The organism is Pseudomonas sp. LAMO17WK12:I1 (assembly GCF_900177315.1).
Lineage (GTDB): Bacteria > Pseudomonadota > Gammaproteobacteria > Pseudomonadales > Pseudomonadaceae > Aquipseudomonas > Aquipseudomonas marginalis.
The window spans coordinates 26736-43176 of sequence record NZ_FWZV01000011.1 but is presented as its reverse complement, the minus strand read 5'-3'; the positions used below and the strand labels follow the sequence as shown (position 1 = coordinate 43176).

At 60.5% G+C, this 16441-nt stretch carries 14 protein-coding genes; 3 read left to right on the top strand and 11 right to left on the bottom strand.

The window, feature by feature from the left end:
- Positions 1-51: 51 nt before the first annotated feature.
- The 10 genes from B9N88_RS20900 to B9N88_RS20855 all read right to left on the bottom strand — a co-directional run bounded on the left by B9N88_RS20900 (position 52) and on the right by B9N88_RS20855 (position 12801).
- A complete protein-coding gene (locus B9N88_RS20900) occupies positions 52-1617 on the bottom strand; it encodes a SpoVR family protein (RefSeq protein ID WP_027605917.1) in 1566 nt (521 codons plus the stop codon).
- Positions 1614-2885, bottom strand: coding sequence for a YeaH/YhbH family protein (locus B9N88_RS20895; RefSeq protein WP_027605916.1), 1272 nt, complete (start codon positions 2883-2885; stop codon positions 1614-1616). Before B9N88_RS20895 ends, B9N88_RS20900 begins: the two co-directional genes overlap by 4 nt.
- Before the next feature lie 113 nt (positions 2886-2998).
- Positions 2999-4921, bottom strand: coding sequence for a PrkA family serine protein kinase (locus B9N88_RS20890; protein WP_003194732.1), 1923 nt, complete (start codon positions 4919-4921; stop codon positions 2999-3001).
- A 285-nt stretch (positions 4922-5206) separates the two neighbouring features.
- On the bottom strand, positions 5207-5536 hold the full coding sequence (gene glpE / locus B9N88_RS20885) for a thiosulfate sulfurtransferase GlpE (protein WP_027605915.1): 330 nt from the start codon (positions 5534-5536) through the stop codon (positions 5207-5209).
- A 9-nt stretch (positions 5537-5545) separates the two neighbouring features.
- Complete coding sequence (locus B9N88_RS20880) at positions 5546-6397, bottom strand: symmetrical bis(5'-nucleosyl)-tetraphosphatase (protein WP_027605914.1); 852 nt, start codon at positions 6395-6397, stop codon at positions 5546-5548.
- Entirely contained in the window at positions 6397-6777 is a 381-nt protein-coding gene (gene apaG / locus B9N88_RS20875; RefSeq protein WP_027605913.1) for a Co2+/Mg2+ efflux protein ApaG, read from the bottom strand. Before apaG ends, B9N88_RS20880 begins: the two co-directional genes overlap by 1 nt.
- A gap of 103 nt (positions 6778-6880) precedes the next feature.
- A complete protein-coding gene (rsmA, locus tag B9N88_RS20870) occupies positions 6881-7693 on the bottom strand; it encodes a 16S rRNA (adenine(1518)-N(6)/adenine(1519)-N(6))-dimethyltransferase RsmA (protein ID WP_027605912.1) in 813 nt (270 codons plus the stop codon).
- Positions 7690-8679 carry a 4-hydroxythreonine-4-phosphate dehydrogenase PdxA gene (gene pdxA, locus B9N88_RS20865; RefSeq protein WP_027605911.1) on the bottom strand — a complete coding sequence of 330 codons (990 nt, stop codon included), beginning with the start codon at positions 8677-8679 and terminating at the stop codon, positions 7690-7692. Before pdxA ends, rsmA begins: the two co-directional genes overlap by 4 nt.
- Positions 8676-10016: a peptidylprolyl isomerase gene (locus B9N88_RS20860; RefSeq protein WP_027605910.1), complete on the bottom strand. Its 1341-nt coding sequence runs from the start codon at positions 10014-10016 to the stop codon at positions 8676-8678. Before B9N88_RS20860 ends, pdxA begins: the two co-directional genes overlap by 4 nt.
- On the bottom strand, positions 9991-12801 hold the full coding sequence (locus B9N88_RS20855) for an LPS-assembly protein LptD (RefSeq protein ID WP_027605909.1): 2811 nt from the start codon (positions 12799-12801) through the stop codon (positions 9991-9993). Before B9N88_RS20855 ends, B9N88_RS20860 begins: the two co-directional genes overlap by 26 nt.
- Before the next feature lie 130 nt (positions 12802-12931).
- Here B9N88_RS20855 and B9N88_RS20850 point away from each other — a divergent pair, with 130 nt between their 5' ends.
- Genes B9N88_RS20850 through B9N88_RS20840 form a run of 3 tightly spaced genes read left to right on the top strand, consistent with a single transcriptional unit; the run spans position 12932 to position 15397 of the window.
- Entirely contained in the window at positions 12932-13957 is a 1026-nt protein-coding gene (locus B9N88_RS20850) for an aminoglycoside phosphotransferase family protein (protein WP_027605908.1), read from the top strand.
- Entirely contained in the window at positions 13954-14628 is a 675-nt protein-coding gene (murU, locus tag B9N88_RS20845) for an N-acetylmuramate alpha-1-phosphate uridylyltransferase MurU (RefSeq protein ID WP_027605907.1), read from the top strand. Before B9N88_RS20850 ends, murU begins: the two co-directional genes overlap by 4 nt.
- Position 14629: 1 nt before the next feature.
- Positions 14630-15397, top strand: a complete 768-nt coding sequence (locus B9N88_RS20840) for a TerB family tellurite resistance protein (protein WP_027605906.1) — start codon at positions 14630-14632, stop codon at positions 15395-15397.
- Positions 15398-15441: 44 nt separating this feature from the next.
- Here the strand turns inward: B9N88_RS20840 and B9N88_RS20835 are convergent, their stop codons facing one another.
- Positions 15442-16416 (bottom strand): alpha/beta hydrolase family protein, encoded by a 975-nt coding sequence (locus tag B9N88_RS20835; RefSeq protein ID WP_027605905.1) that lies wholly within the window; start codon positions 16414-16416, stop codon positions 15442-15444.
- Between the last annotated feature and the right edge of the window lie 25 nt (positions 16417-16441).

The window sequence follows — 16441 nt, the reverse complement described above, 5'->3', positions numbered from 1 at the left end:
ATTAGCGGCACAGGATACCGCCTGTGCCTGGCCAATGGAGGCTTTGCTGTTTCAGAGATGAACGACGGCCAGGTCCAGGCGGCCGTAGTCGTTGTCGTTGTGATCGTTGCGCGGTGGCACATGGTGGGTCTTCATCACTTGGTCGCCTTGCAGGGTTTCCAGGTGGATGTCGAAGCCCCAGAGCCGATGCAGGTGCTTGAGCACTTCTTCGGTGGATTCGCCCAGGGGTTTGCGGTCGTGCTGCTGGTGGCGCAGGGTCAGAGAGCGGTCGCCGCGCACATCGATGCTGTAGATCTGCACGTTGGGCTCACGGTTGCCCAGGTTGTATTGCGCCGCCAGGGTTTCACGGATGGTGCGGTAGCCGGGTTCATCGTGGATGGCCGGCACCACCAGGTCATCCTTGAGGTCATCATCCAGGATGCTGAACAGTTTGAGGTCGCGGATCACCTGGGGTGAGAGGTACTGCAGGATAAAGCTCTCATCCTTGAAGCTGCTCATGGCGAACTTGATCGTCGACAGCCAGTCACTGCCGGCGATTTCCGGGAACCAGCGGCGGTCTTCATCGGTGGGGTGTTCGCACATGCGCCGAATATCGCGGTACATGGCAAAACCCAGCGCGTAAGGGTTGATCCCGCTGTAATACGGGCTGTCGAAGCCGGGTTGGAACACCACGCTGGTGTGGGATGTCAGGAACTCCATCATGAAGCCGTCGGTGACCAGGCCTTCGTCGTACAGGTCGTTCATCAGCGTGTAGTGCCAGAACGTCGCCCAACCTTCGTTCATCACCTGGGTCTGGCGCTGTGGGTAAAAGTACTGGGCGATCTTGCGTACGATACGCACGATTTCCCGTTGCCACGGCTCCAGCAGCGGTGCGTGCTTTTCCAGGAAATACAGGATGTTTTCCTGGGGTTCGGCGGGGAACCGCGCGTTGTCCTTGTCGCTGTTCTTGCCGGCGCGTTTGGGAATGGTGCGCCACAGGTCGTTGATCTGCTTCTGCAGGTGCTCCTCGCGCTCCTTCTGGCGCAGGCGCTCTTCCTCGGCAGAAATAGGGTATGGGCGCTTGTAGCGGTCGACGCCATAGTTCATCAGGGCATGGCAGGAGTCGAGCAAGTCCTCCACGGCGTCGATACCGTGGCGCTCCTCGCACTGCATGATGTACTGCTTGGCGAACACCAGGTAATCGATGATCGAGCTGGCGTCGGTCCAGGTGCGGAACAGGTAGTTGCCCTTGAAGAAACTGTTGTGCCCATAGCAGGCATGGGCCACCACCAGCGCCTGCATGCAGATGGTGTTTTCTTCCATCAGGTAGGCGATGCACGGGTCGGAGTTGATCACGATCTCGTAGGCCAGGCCCATCTGGCCCCGGGTGTACGACTTTTCGGTACTGAGGAAGTGTTTGCCGTATGACCAGTGGTGGTAACCCAGGGGCATACCGACGGAGGCGTAGGCATCCATCATCTGTTCGGCCGTGATCACTTCGATCTGGTTGGGGTAGGTGTCCAGGGCATAACCCGCCGCGATGCGGCTGATTTCCCGGTCATAGGCCTGGATCAGTTCAAAGGTCCACTCGGAGCCGGTGGAAATGGGTTGGCGCTTAGTCTCTTTTTTGGCGGTCATGTCACTAACCTGCGCTGGAAGAGTTCACGGAAGACCGGATAGATATCGCCGGCCGAGACCAGTTGCTGTTGTGCGAACGTGTCGGCAAAGGCTTCGCCGATGCGCTCGTATTCGAACCACAGTGCCTGGTGCTCACGGGGGGTGATTTCGACGTAAGTGTAGTACTGCACAAACGGCATGATGTGGTTGATCAGGATGTCGCGGCAGATCGGCGAATCGTCGTTCCAGTTGTCGCCGTCGGAGGCCTGGGCCGCGTAGATATTCCACTCGTTGGCCGGGTAGCGCTCGGCCATGATCTCCTGCATCAGCTTCAAGGCGCTGGACACGATGGTGCCGCCGGTTTCCCTCGAGTAGAAGAACTCCTCCTCATCCACTTCCCGTGCGCTGGTGTGATGGCGGATGAACACCACGTCGATCTTGTCGTAGTTCCGCTTCAGAAACAGGTACAGCAGGATAAAGAAACGCTTGGCGATGTCCTTGGTCGCCTGGGTCATCGAGCCTGACACGTCCATCAGGCAAAACATCACGGCTTTTGAGCTGGGGTTGGGCTGCTTGACCAGCAGGTTGTACTTGAGGTCAAAGGTATCGAGGAACGGTACGCGGTGGATGCGCGCGCTGAGTTTCTCTATTTCCACCTCGATTTCCTGGATATCGCCGAAGTTGTCCGGCTCTTCGCGCTTTAAACGCGCCAACTCTTCCTTCGCCGCCCTCAATTTGGCGCGGCTGCTGCCCGACAGGGCGATACGCCGCGCATGGGCCGAGCGCAGCGTGCGGATGATGTTGATTCGAGAGGGGTTGCCTTCGTTGCTGATCCCGGCGCGTACGGTCTTGAAGGTATCGGTGCCGGTCAGGTTACGTTTGACCAGGTTGGGCAGTTCCAGGTCTTCGAACATGAACTCGAGGAATTCTTCCTGGGTGATCTGGAACACGAACTCGTCCATGCCTTCGCCGGAGTTGCCGGCCTTGCCCGGGCCTTTACCGCCGCCACCGCCCTGCGGGCGCTGGATATGCTCGCCGGTGGTGAACTCTTTATTGCCGGGGTGCACGACAGTCTGCTTGCCGCCCCGGCCGTGGTGCAGCACCGGTTCGTCGATGTCGCGTCCGGGAATGCTGATTTGTTCGCCATGCTCCATGTCTGTAATGGAACGGCGGCTGACGGCCTCTTCAACGGCCTTTTTGATGTGGTCACGGTAACGCCGCAGGAAACGCTGGCGGTTTACCGTGCTCTTGTTCTTGCCATTAAGGCGTCGGTCGATCACATAGCTCATGAGGAGCCCTCCGGGCAGCTTCACGTTACAAGCTTCAAGCGGCGAGCTGGAAGCTTAGAGACAAGCGGTCAACTGCCAGGTCCATGACCTGGCAGTGGACGCCCATCGCTGCCTTACTGCGATTTGCGCACCCGCAGGTACCACTCGGAGAGCAGTCGTACCTGTTTGTCGGTGTAGCCGCGCTCGACCATTCGTGTGACGAAGTCGTTGTGTTTTTGCTGGTCCTCCTTGCTGGCCTTGGCATTGAAGCTGATGACCGGCAGCAGATCCTCGGTGTTGGAGAACATTTTCTTCTCGATGACCACCCGCAGCTTCTCGTAGCTGAGCCAGGTAGGGTTCTTGCCGTTGTTGTTGGCGCGGGCACGCAGTACGAAGTTGACGATTTCGTTGCGGAAATCCTTCGGATTGCTGATGCCGGCGGGTTTTTCGATCTTCTCCAATTCTTCGTTGAGGGCTACGCGGTTGAGGATTTCGCCGGTTTCCGGGTCGCGGTATTCCTGGTCCTGGATCCAGAAGTCCGCATACAGCACGTAGCGGTCGAAGATGTTCTGGCCGTACTCGCTGTAGGACTCCAGGTACGCGGTCTGGATTTCCTTGCCGATAAACTCGATGTAGCGCGGCGCGAGGTATTCCTTGAGGAAGCGCAGGTAGCGTTCGCGGGTTTCGGCCTGGAATTGTTCCTGTTCGATCTGCTGCTCCAGCACATACAGCAGGTGCACCGGGTTGGCCGCGATCTCATGGGGGTCGAAGTTGAAGACCTTGGACAGGATCTTGAACGCAAAGCGCGTCGACAGGCCGTTCATGCCTTCATCCACGCCCGCTGTGTCGCGATATTCCTGGATCGACTTGGCCTTGGGATCGGTGTCCTTGAGGTTCTCGCCGTCGTAGACGCGCATCTTCGAATAGATATTCGAGTTTTCCGGCTCCTTGAGGCGCGACAGCACGGTGAACTGGGCGAGCATCTTCAGGGTGTCGGGTGCGCAATGGGCCTTGGCCAGCGAGCTGTTGAACAGCAGCTTGTCGTAGATCTTGATTTCATCGCTGACCCGCAGGCAGTACGGCACCTTGACGATGTAGATCCGGTCGATGAAGGCTTCATTGTTCTTGTTGTTGCGGAAGGTGTGCCATTCCGATTCGTTGGAGTGGGCCAGCAGGATCCCGGTGAACGGAATCGCGCCCAGGCCTTCGGTACTGTTGTAGTTGCCTTCCTGGGTGGCGGTGAGCAGTGGGTGCAGCACCTTGATCGGCGCCTTGAACATTTCCACGAATTCCATCAGGCCCTGGTTGGCCCGGCACAGTGCGCCCGAGTAGCTGTAGGCGTCGGCGTCGTTCTGCGGGAATTCTTCCAGCTTGCGGATATCGACCTTGCCCACCAGCGCCGAAATGTCCTGGTTGTTCTCGTCGCCCGGTTCGGTCTTGGCCACGCCGATCTGGTTGAGGATCGACGGGTAGAGTTTCACCACGCGGAACTGGCTGATATCGCCGCCAAACTCGGCCAGGCGCTTGGTGGCCCAGGGCGACATGATGGTGTTGAGGTAGCGTCGTGGGATGCCGAAGTCTTCTTCGAGGATCGCGCCATCTTCCGTGGCGTTGAACAGGCCCAGGGGCGACTCGAAGACCGGTGAGCCCTTGATGGCGTAGAAGGGCACCTTTTCGATCAGTTGCTTGAGTTTTTCGGCCAGGGACGATTTACCACCGCCAACGGGGCCGAGCAGGTAGAGGATCTGTTTCTTCTCTTCCAGGCCTTGGGCGGCATGGCGGAAGTAGGAGACGATCTGGTCGATGCATTCTTCCATCCCATGGAAGTCTTCAAAGGCCGGATAGCGGCGGATCACCTTGTTGGAAAATATTCGCGACAGGCGCGAATTGTTGGCGGTTTCCACCAGCTCCGGCTCGCCGATCGCCAATAACAGGCGTTCGGCGGCAGATGCGTAGGTGCTGCGGTCCTGCTTGCACAGCTCGAGATACTCTTGCAGCGTGAGTTCTTCCTGCTGTGTGGACGCGAAGCGTTGTTGGAAGTGGCTGAAAATACTCATGACGTCGTCACCTCGCTCGATACGTGGAGCCGACGCCGGATCTATCAGTCGATGCTGGCAGTCATTGACGAACGCCAATGGCTGTTTTCCCCCCAGAACACCCTGAAACGCTACCGATGACCCGTACGCCGGTGTACCGGCTCTCCCCTGATTCGGATGGCCTGCGCTTAAGGATAGTTCGGAATCTGAGAGGGCAAGGCGCGATGCGCAATTAGTTTGACTACGCCGTTCGTCAGAAACGGCGCGAGCCCAAGCGTCACGCGGGGTAGCGGGGTGTGAAAAAAATTATTGCGAATCGCCGGAGGCAATTTCTGCAGGATACGTCGTACGCCACAGCTCAAAGCCACCATCCAGGCTGTAGACGTCGGAGAAGCCCTGGCTGACCAGGTAGGCGGCTGCGCTCTGGCTGGAATTGCCGTGGTAGCAGGCCACGATCAGCGGTGCATCAAGGTCGGCGGTACGGATGAAATCGGCGATGTTGACGTTGTCCAGGTGCTGGGCGCCAGAGATATGGGCGGCGGCGTAAGTAGGCTGGTCACGGATATCGACCACCACTGCACCTTGCTCGCGCAGGGCCTGGGCTTGTTCGGGAGGGATACGTTTGAATTCGCTCATGGTGGGCTCCTATGGCCTGGCTGCAGCCGGCAGGGTAACGGGAAGAGTGGGTGGGCACTGGCAGCCGTGACGCTCGCCGGTGTCGATGTTCATCAGGGTCATGGCGCCGCCCCATACGCAGCCGGTGTCGAGGGCGAATACGCCCGGTTCGTCGCACTTGCCTTCAAGGGCTGCCCAGTGACCAAAGATTATCCTGGTGTCGCGGGTCTTGCGTTCCTTGTGGGCAAACCATGGTTTGTAGCCGGGCAGTGCCGTGTCGACGCCTTCCTTGCTCTTGAGGTCCAGCTTGCCCTCGGCGGTGCAGAAGCGCATGCGTGTGAAATAGTTGGTAATCACCCGCAGGCGGGCGACGCCGGTAAGGTCGTTGTCCCACTTCACTGGCTCGTTGCCATACATGCCGTCGAGGTAGGCGGTGTACAGGCTGTCATCGGCCAGGGCGTTTTCGACTTCGGCGGCGCACTTGAGGGCTTTTTTCAGCGTCCACTGCGGCGGGATACCGGCATGGACCAAGGCCATATTGCGGCTTTCGTCGTAATGCATGATCTTTTGTCGACGCAGCCAGTCAAGCAGTTGTGCACGATCTGGCGCCTCGAGGATTTCCCGCAGGGTATCGCCCTTTTTCAGGCGCTCGATGTTATTGCCGGCCGCCAGCAGGTGCAGGTCATGGTTGCCCAGTACGCACACCAGGGAATCCCGCAGGCTATACAGGTAACGTAGCGTTTCCAGGGACTCGGGGCCGCGATTGACCAGGTCGCCTACCAGCCACAGGCGATCGTTCGCCGGGTCGAAGGCCACCCGTTCAAGCAGGCACTTGAGAGGCTCCAGACAGCCTTGCAGGTCGCCGACCGCGTACGTTGCCATCAGTGCAGGGCGCCTGGTACGGCGAGGCGGAAAGGCTTGATGATGGCGTCGAACAGTTTGCCATCAGTGGCTTTCATCTGATACGAGCCTTGCATGGTGCCGACCTTGGAGGTCATTACCGTGCCGCTGCTGTAAGTGTGGCTGGCGCCAATGTCGATCAACGGTTGTTGGCCGACAACGCCTGCGCCGCGAACTTCCTCGACCTGACCGTCACCGTCGGTGATCACCCAGTGGCGTGACAGCAGCTTGGCCGGCACCTGCCCGTTGTTTTTCACCGTGATGGTGTAGGCAAAGGCGAAGCGGTTCTGTTCAGGTTGCGATTGGTCCGCGAGGAAGCGGGTGACGACGCTGACGTCGATCTGGTAGCGAGGATCGGACATGCAAGAGGCCTTAAAAGCAAAAGCGGAGGACAGCAGATGCGGATCAGTCTAGGCCAAGAGGTGGGCACTAGGCCAGACATGTGTCTGGCCATGCCTGGGGGTTTCAGTCGGCGACTGGCGCAGGCTGGATGGCAAGTTGGTCGGCCAGGCGCACGAACGCGGCGAGGTCCAGTTGCTCGGGGCGCAGGCTGCCGTCGACGCCGGCTGCTTCGATCTCGGCGTTGCTCAGCAGGGCCTTGAGTGTGTTGCGCAGTGTCTTGCGGCGCTGGTTGAACGCTTCACGCACCACGCGTTCCAGCAATTTGTGATCCTTGGCCGGGTGTGGCAGCACGGCGTGAGGCACCAGGCGCACGATGGCCGAATCGACCTTCGGCGGCGGGTTGAATGCGCCCGGGCCGACATTGAACAGGTGTTCGACGCGGCAGTGGTACTGAACCATGATCGACAATCGGCCCCAATCACCACCACCAGGGCCGGCAGCCAGGCGTTCCACCACTTCTTTTTGCAGCATGAAGTGCATGTCGCGGATGATCCCGGCGTTGTTCAGCAGGTGGAAAATCAGCGGTGTGGAGATGTTGTACGGCAGGTTACCCACCACACGCAGGCTATTAGGCGCGGCGTTGAGGGTATTGAAATCGAACTTCAGTGCATCGCCCTGATGCAGGTTGAAGTTGGGCTTGTCGGCGAACTGCTGGTTGAGGATCGGGATCAGGTCCTTGTCCAGTTCCACCACGTCCAGTTGGCCGCCACTGGCGAGCAAGCCTTGGGTCAACGCGCCCTGGCCCGGGCCGATTTCCAGCAGGCGGTCTTCTGGCTTGGCATGGATGGAGCGCAGGATACGGTCGATCACGCCGGCGTCGTGCAGGAAGTTTTGCCCGAAGCGCTTGCGCGCCCGGTGTTGGTAATGCTCGGTCATATACGGGTCTCGGCCATCTGATAGGCGGTTTCCAGGGCCACGTGCAGGCTGCCGGTATCGATCTTGCCGCTGCCTGCCAGGTCCAGGGCGGTGCCATGGTCGACGGAGGTGCGGATGATCGGCAGGCCCAGTGTCACGTTGACTGCGGCGCCGAAGCCTTTGTATTTCAGCACGGGCAGCCCCTGGTCATGGTACATCGCCAGCACTGCGTCGCAGTGCTCCAGATATTTGGGGGTAAACAGAGTGTCTGCTGGCAGTGGGCCACGCAGGTCCATGCCTTCTTGGCGCAGACGCTCCAGGGTTGGTTCAATGATGTCGATTTCTTCATGGCCCAAGTGTCCGCCTTCGCCGGCGTGGGGGTTGAGCCCGCAGACCAGGATGCGCGGTTGGGCGATGCCGAATTTTTGTTGCAGGTCGGCATGCAGGATGCGCGTAACGCGCTCCACACGCTCGGCGGTGATGGCGTCGGCAATGTCGCGCAATGGCAGGTGCGTGGTCACCAGGGCGACCCGCAGGCCGCGTGTGGCCAGCATCATGACGACTTGAGCGGTGTTGGTCAGCTCGGCCAGGAACTCGGTGTGGCCGGAAAACGCAATGCCCGATTCGTTGATCACGCCCTTGTGGACCGGCGCGGTGATCATGCCGGCGAAGTCGCCGTCGATGCAGCCTTGCCCCGCGCGGGTCAGGGTTTCCAGGACGAACGCCGCGTTGGCCTTGTTGAGTTGCCCGGCAACGACCTTGGCTTGCAGCGGGGTGTTCCACACATACAAGCTGCCGGCGGGCGCCGGCAGGTCGGGCCAGTTGCCCGGTCCCACGTCCAGCAGATTGACGACCACACCCAGCTGCGCGGCCCGCTCAAGGAGCAGGTCGCGGCTGGTAATGGCAATCAGGGGGTGCGGCTGGGGGTGCGAGGCGAGCAGCAGGCACAGGTCTGGACCAATGCCGGCCGGCTCGCCGGGTGTCACGGCGAAACGCTGGGGTTTCACGGAGCTGCCTGGTCGGTGCCTGTTTGCTCGGCGCCTGGCAGCTTGTTTTCCACGTAGGCTTCGTCACGGATCTGACGCAGCCAGGTCTGCAGCTCTTCGTCGTATTTGCGGTTACGCAGTACGTTCAGCGCCTGCTGCTCGCGGGCCTGGCTGGTGTTGTCGGTGGCGCGACGACCAAGGACTTCCAGTACATGCCAGCCATATTGGGTCTTGAACGGCTTGGACAGTACGCCTTGCGGAGTATCGGCCATTACCTGCTGGAACTCAGGCACCAGGGCTTTCGGGTCGATCCAGTTCAGGTCGCCACCGTTGAGGGCGGAACCCGGGTCTTCCGAGAAGCTCTTGGCCAGGGTGGCGAAGTCTTCACCGCTTTCGATGCGGTCATAGATCTTCTGGGCCAGTTCCTTGGTTTGGGCCTCGGTGCGGATTTCGCTTGGTTTGACCAGGATATGACGAACATGCACTTCGTCTTTCAGCGAGGTCTCGCCACCGCGACGTTCCAGCAACTTCAGGATGATGAAGCCGCCTGGGGTGCGGGCTGGCTGGGTGATGCCACCCACTTCCATGGCACTCAGTTCACGGTCGAACGGAGGTGGCAGTTGAGCCGCTTTACGCCAGCCCATATCACCACCTTCAAGGGCGTTGTCGCTGCCGGACTGGGCAATGGCCATCTGGGCAAAGTCAGCGCCGGCTTTCAGGCGATCATAGATAGCCTGGGTTTTCGCCGCTGCCGCATTCAGCTGCTCGGAGTTGGCACTGTCCGGGGTCGGGATCAGGATATTGGCCAGGTGCAGTTCTTCGGAAAGCTGCATCTTGCCCAGGTCCGAGGCCAGGAAGTTCTTCACTTCCTGCTCGGATACCTGGACCCGCTCGGCAACGCGACGCTGGCGCACACGGCTGATGATCATTTCGCGGCGGATCTGGTCACGGGCGTCTTCATACGAAAGACCGTCGTGGGCCAGGGCCGCGCGGAATTGATCAATGCTCATGTTGTTGCGCTGAGCGATGGTGCCGACCGCCTGGTTCAGTTCTTCGTCCGAAATGCGGATGCCGGAACGCTCGCCGATCTGCAGTTGCAGGTTTTCGACGATCAGGCGTTCCAGTACCTGCTGGTCCAGCACGCTGGTCGGTGGCACGCCGCCGCCACGCTTGGCGATGGTTTGCTGCACTTCCTTGACGCGCTGGTCCAGTTGGCTTTGCATGATCACGTCGTTATCGACGATGGCCACGACTTTATCCAGTTGCTGAACCGCAGCGTGAGCCGATACGGTGCCCAGGAACAGCGCGCCCAGCACTAGCGGGCGCAGACAATCAGAAAGCTTGGTCTTCACGTTCACGATAACCTTCAATGCCTTTGTCGAGGAAGCTCTCTACCTTGGCGCCGGTCAGGCCGCCGAGTCCTTTGAGGACGATCTGCAGGAAGAGCCCGTGGTCACCCTTTTCGTTAAGCGGGGCGATCTGGCTGTATTCGTCGTTGGAAACCCAGTAACGGTTGATGACGCGCAGTTTCCAGCAGCAGTTGTCGTACTCGAAACCACCGAAGGCTTCCAGGGTACGGTTGCGAGCGTAGTCATACTGCCAGCGGGTGATCAGGTTCCACTGGGGAATGATCGGCCACATCATCGAGAAGTCGTGTTGTTGGATTTTGTAGTAATCCTTCACGTAGTTCGGATCGCCTGGTTGACCGTAGTCGCCACCGAACTGCCATTTGCCGGTCAACTGGTTGTAGACGACCTGGTCGTTACGATAGCGATAACCGACGTTGATGATCTTGTTCGGGTTGTCTTCCGGCTGGTAGTGAAGCATCGCGCTACCGGAACGAGGGCTGTGCTCCTCGGTATCCCAGTTGTAGTCGGCAGTGGCGCGCCAGTCGCGGTTGAAGCGGAACTCGTAGTCCAGGGCAACGGGCGATACGTCGGACTGTGCATCGGCACGGTCGGCCGCCAGGATGCCAGGCAGTTGTACTTCACGATCCTTGAAGTACACAGCCTGTCCCACGGATACGCGTTGACGCTCGAAACCGTTCTCTTCGATCCACCGGCTGGTCAAGCCCAGGGACAGCTTGTTCTCGTCGCCGATACGGTCGGAGCCGCTGAAGCGGTTGTCGCGGAACAGTGACGCGTAGCTGAACGAGTATTCGCTGGTGTCGAAGACCGGGATATCGGCCTGGTCCTTGTTCGGCACGTACAGGTAGAACGCACGCGGCTCGAGGGTCTGGCGATAATCCTTGCCGAACCAGTTGGTGTTGCGATCGAAGTACAGGCCGCTGTCGACGCTGGCCACCGGAACCGCACGGTCCTGGGAGCTCTTGAAGGTGCCGCCCGCGTACGGGTTGGCTGCGGTTGCCGCATTCTGATCAGCAATGATCTGGTTCTTGCCGATGTTATCCAGGTCCAGATCGTACTTGGTGTACACGTACTTGAGCTTCGGCGTTACAAAGCCGTAGGTCCAGTTCATCGGGTACTCGACAGCCGGCGCTACGTTCAGGCGCGTGCCATTGGCACGGGTAAGACCGCGGACATAAGTGTCGAGGCGGCGCTCGATGTCCCCGTTCTCATTGCTGAAATTGCCGTTTTCCAGGTCACGATCAAAGCGTACGGCTTCGGTCTCATAGCTGAAGTTCAAGCCACCCGGATGATAAGGCAGGGTACCGTTGAAGGTGATCTGCGGCAGGCGGTTATACGGCGTGACCTGGGAGATCGTCGCCAGTTGGTAAGCCTGCAGGTTCAGGCGTGCCTGGAAGGTGTCACCGCGATAAGCCACGGAGCCCTGCTGGTTGACGTAGTCGCGGCTCTCGACACCTTCCTGGTAGGACTTGAGGTCCTGGAAGTAGTAAGGGTCACTGATCGTGGTGTAGTCGACCTGGGTCAGTACACGCGAATCCAGCCCGCCCTTGTGCTGCCAATTGAGCATGTAGCGGGTTTTTTCGTAGTCGGTCTGCTTCTTGCGTTCGTCGTTGTCGTCGTTCAGGTACGCGCCGCCGAACTGGCCTTCGCTGGACTTGGTGAGGTAGCGGAATTCGCCTTCCATCATCATGCCGCGCTTGGTCATGTATTGCGGGTACAACGTGGCATCGTAGTTTGGTGCCAGGTTGAAGTAGTACGGCGTGACCAGGGTAAAGCCGGTTTCGCTGCCGGTGCTGAAGCTCGGTGGCAGGAAGCCGGACTGACGACGGTCGTCGATCGGGAAGTAGATGTAAGGGGTGTACAGGATCGGAATGTTCTTGATCCGCAGCGTCGCGTTGGTGGCAGTACCGAAACCGGTGGCCGGGTTCAACGTGATGTTGTTGCCCCTGAGCTGCCAGGCGTTGCTGTCCGGCTCGCAGGTGGTGTAGGTACCGTCCTTGAGGCGGATGATCGCGTTTTCGGCGCGCTTGGCGTACAGCGCGTTACCGCGGATACGCGACTTGTGCAGCACGTATTCGGCGTTGTCGATCTGCGCAGCGCCGGTATCCAGTTGAACCTGGGCGTGGTCGCCGACGATCAATGCACCGTTGTCGCGCAGTCGCACGTTACCGTTCAGCTCGCCCCGGTTCTCGGCCTGGTACAGGCTGGCTTCTTCCGACTCCAGCTGCATGCTGCCCTGGCGCATGACGACGTCACCGGCCAGGGTTGCGACTTGTTGTTCCTGCTCGTAACGAGAGGCCTTGGCACCGATGAAGGTGGGCGCATCGCTCTTGTTCGTCTTGTCGTTCATGCCAGGACGAGTTGGCTCGATGTACGCACCGCCGCAGTAAGGACCGGTTTCCGCCAGCTGGGCTGCGGTCAACTTTTCGCGAGGCACCCAGTCCAAGTGGCTGTAGTCGGCGCTGCGCGAACGCAGGCCACGGCCCTTGGACTCGGTGACCAGTGCGGTCTTCGGCTCGGCTTCGGCACTGCCGCCAGCGTCGGCCTGCGCCGTGCTGTTGGCCGAGCTGACGGCTGCGCCGTCATGCACCGGGCGCGGTGGCAATGGGGCGGCGGCGGTCTTCGGCGCGCAGTCCCAGGCACCCGAAGCAGAGACTGAGCAGTCATACTGTTCCGCGGCGACCACGAATGAGGTGGCGAAGGGTTGCATGACCAGCAGACTGCCGGTTACCAGCAACGGAAATTTTCTACGAAACGCGGGGGATTTCAATGCCATCTTATTAGTCCGGGCTTCCTGCGTGCCATCTGCCCGCGGTTTGGGCCGCACGCCTCTCGATGGTCTGAAAAAGATGCGTGATAATAAAGCATGACCCGCTTGACGGCTAGCGCCGTCGGAGACCCTTGTAATGCCCGAGCAAGATCTACGTTTACAGCAGCTGGAAGTCTGGCTGGATGAGCAGTTGCCGATCCTTTTCAACGCTCAAGGCTGGGGTGCCGTACCCCCGGCCACATTGACCGCGGCCAGCAGCGACGCGAGTTTCAGGCGCTATTTCCGTTGGGAAGGCGGCGGTCGGACTTTCGTGGTAATGGACGCGCCGCCCCCTCAGGAAAACTGCAAGCCTTTCGTCGATATCGCTTATTTGTTGTCGACGTCGGGAATAAATGTTCCAAAAATTTATGCACAAGACTTGCCGCGAGGCTTTCTTTTGCTCAATGACCTGGGCAGAAAAACCTACCTGGACGTGATAAACGACGAAAACGCCGATCAATTGTTTGCCGATGCCATTGACGCCTTGCTGGCTTATCAGCAGTTGCCGATGGACGCACCACTGCCCAGCTATGACGTCGCCTTGCTGCGCCGTGAACTCGAATTGTTTCCCGAATGGTACGTGCGCCGACACTTGGGTCTCGAGCTGGATACCCGGCAGCAGGCACTTTGGCAGCGTGTCAGCGATCACTTGATCGACAGCGCCCTGGCGCAACCCAAAGTGCTGGTGCACCGCGACTATATGCCACGCAACCTGATGATCAGCGAGCCTAACCCTGGCGTGCTGGATTTTCAGGACGCGGTGTATGGTCCGGTCACCTACGACATTACCTGCCTGTTCAAGGACGCCTTTCTCAGCTGGCCCCAGGCCCGTGTGCGGGAATGGCAGCGCGACTACTGGGAACGTGCGGGCCAGGCCGGCATTCCGGTACAGCCGGATTTCGAAGACTTCCTGCGCGCCAGCGACCTGATGGGCGTGCAGCGCCACCTCAAGGTCATCGGTATCTTTGCACGCATCTGCCATCGCGACGGTAAGCCACGCTACCTGGCCGACGTACCGCGCTTCTTTGCTTATATAGAGGCGGTGCTGGCCGATCGTCCGGAGTTGAGCGAACTGGCTGAGTTACTGACCAGCCTGCGGCAGCCCGCAGAGGCCGGCGTATGAAGGCCATGATCCTGGCCGCCGGCAAAGGCGAGCGGATGCGTCCGCTCACCTTGCACACGCCCAAGCCGCTGGTGCAGGCCGGCGGCAAGCGCCTGATCGAGTACCACCTGGAGGCGCTGGCCAAGGCCGGATTTACCGATGTGGTGATCAACCATGCCTGGCTCGGCCAGCAGATCGAGCGCTACCTGGGGGATGGCGCGCAGTTCGGCTTGCGTATCCGCTATTCCCCGGAGGGCGAACCGCTGGAAACCGGCGGCGGGATTTTCCAGGCGCTGCCGCTGCTGGGGGATGAGCCGTTCCTGGTGGTCAACGGCGATATCTGGACCGACTACGACTTCACCCGACTCAAGCAGCCGCTTAAGGGCCTGGCTCATCTGGTGATGGTCGACAACCCGGCACATCACCCCTCGGGCGGTGATTTCTACCTTGATCAGGGCTTGCTTCATGATGCGGCGCCCGGTGCCGATAACCTGACCTTCAGTGGCATTTCAGTGCTCGACCCCCGGCTGTTCGAGGGTTGCAGCGCCGGTGCCTTCAAGCTGGCGCCGCTGCTGCGTGCGGCCATGGCGAAAGGTTTGGTAACGGGGGAACACATGGCGGGACGCTGGATTGATGTCGGCACGCTGGAGCGCCTGGCGCACGTCGAAACCCTGCTGACAGCGGGGCAGTAGCATGTTGTGGCCAGGGACGCTGATCGGCGCCGGGGCTGGCTTTGCCATTGCCAGTATTCCGGGGGCCTTGTTGGGTGCGCTGTTGGGGCAGGCGCTGGATCGCCGCCTGCAACTGCACAGTTGGGCACAGTTGCGCGAGCGCTTGGGCGGGCGTCCGGCGTTACGCAATGACGAGTTATTGTTTGTGTTGCTCGGGCGCCTGGCCAAAAGCAACGGGCGTGTGGTAGACGGGCATATCCAGCAGGCGCGGCAGGAAATGCGCTCACTGGACATGACCGAGTCGGCCCAGCGCCGCGCGATTGCGGCGTTCAACCGCGGCAAATCCGGTTCCGACCGGGTACGCCGCTACCTGCGTGTGCTCAAGGCCCAGCCCCATGCGGCGGAAGGGGTGTTGCGGGCGTGCTGGCGGATGGTCTGGGCGGACGGCAAGGCGGATGCCGCCGAGCGCGACTTGATCGACCTGTGGGGGAAGTGGTTGGGCTGGACACCGCAACAGCTCCAGGCGTTGGCGGCCGACTACACACCTGAGCGCAAGCCGCTGGTCAATCGTGGCACGACCTACCAGGAAGCGTTGCGCTTGCTCGGCGTGACAGCTACCACCGAGCCGTCGGTCATCAAGCGTGCCTATCGCCGCCTGCTGAGCCGTCACCACCCGGACAAGGTGGCCGGCAGTGGCGCCAGCCCCGCGCAAGTGCGTGAGGCCACCGAGCGCACCCGTGAATTGCACAATGCCTATTCATTGATTCGCGAGCGCCGGGATTTTCGTTAGAGGCCAGTCTTTCACGGATAACCACATTGGTTCTGTGCTGATCCTCAGTCGGCGCTGGCCTGCGGGCTCAACCAGCCGCGAACCCGGCGATACAACTGTTCCTGCTCGGCGGCGCTGTTGCCGGGCAGGGTCTTCAATGACACCTGCTTATAGCCGTCATTCTTCAAGCGCTTCGCGGCCTGGGCGCGCGCCAGGGCGTTGTTGCGTGCTTGAGCGTTGTCTTGATAGAAGACGTCGGCCGTCGGCAGCTTCAGCGCCGGCGCCAGTTGCTGCACATCCGGATGACGCCCGGCAGGCGTCTGGGCGGCAACCATCACGAGCTTGTGCACCTGGGAGGGTTGTTTTTCAGTCAGGTAACGCGCCGCCCACCAGGCGCCAGTGCCATGGCCCACCAGCACCACCGTGCGTGCGCTCTGGGTCTGGGCAAAAGCCACGGCGGCATCGATGCGCGCGAAGATGCGCGAGGCGTCGGTCTTGTCCTGTTCGTCGGCACCCGGGACCACCGCCGGGTCGGTGCCTTCCGCCTCGGCGCTGGCGGCTTGCTCGATCGGCTTGTCGGCGGTGCTCGCGTCTTTACTGCTGGTGTCGACGGTGGCGTTGGGTGCTTCCATGACACGCGGTGGCAGGGTGTCCATGCTCACGTCCGGTAACGACAGGCTGAGGCTGCCCCAATTGGCATCCGGCAATTTACGTCGCAACGGGCCGATTGCTTGCGGCCAGTCAGCATTTTCGCCGGCGCCCGGTACGATAATCACCACGCCTTCGGGTTCGGCGCTGTTGGCCGGTTTCCACAGGGCAAGGAATGAATCACTGCCGGCCTGCAACTGTTGCTGCTCTTGCTGCGGGATTTTGCGTTCCAGGGCGCTGGCCTCTTCCTGGCTACGCTCGGGCAGGGGTTGGCGTTCGACGGGTTTTTCGGCAGCCGGTGCCGGTGCGTCTTCAGCCTGCACAGAAAAGGCACTGGTAAACAGCAGTGACAGGCACAATGCTGGCAGTGCCGAACGGTTTCGATAGGACATCGTTGATTTCCGGCCAGAAGTGATT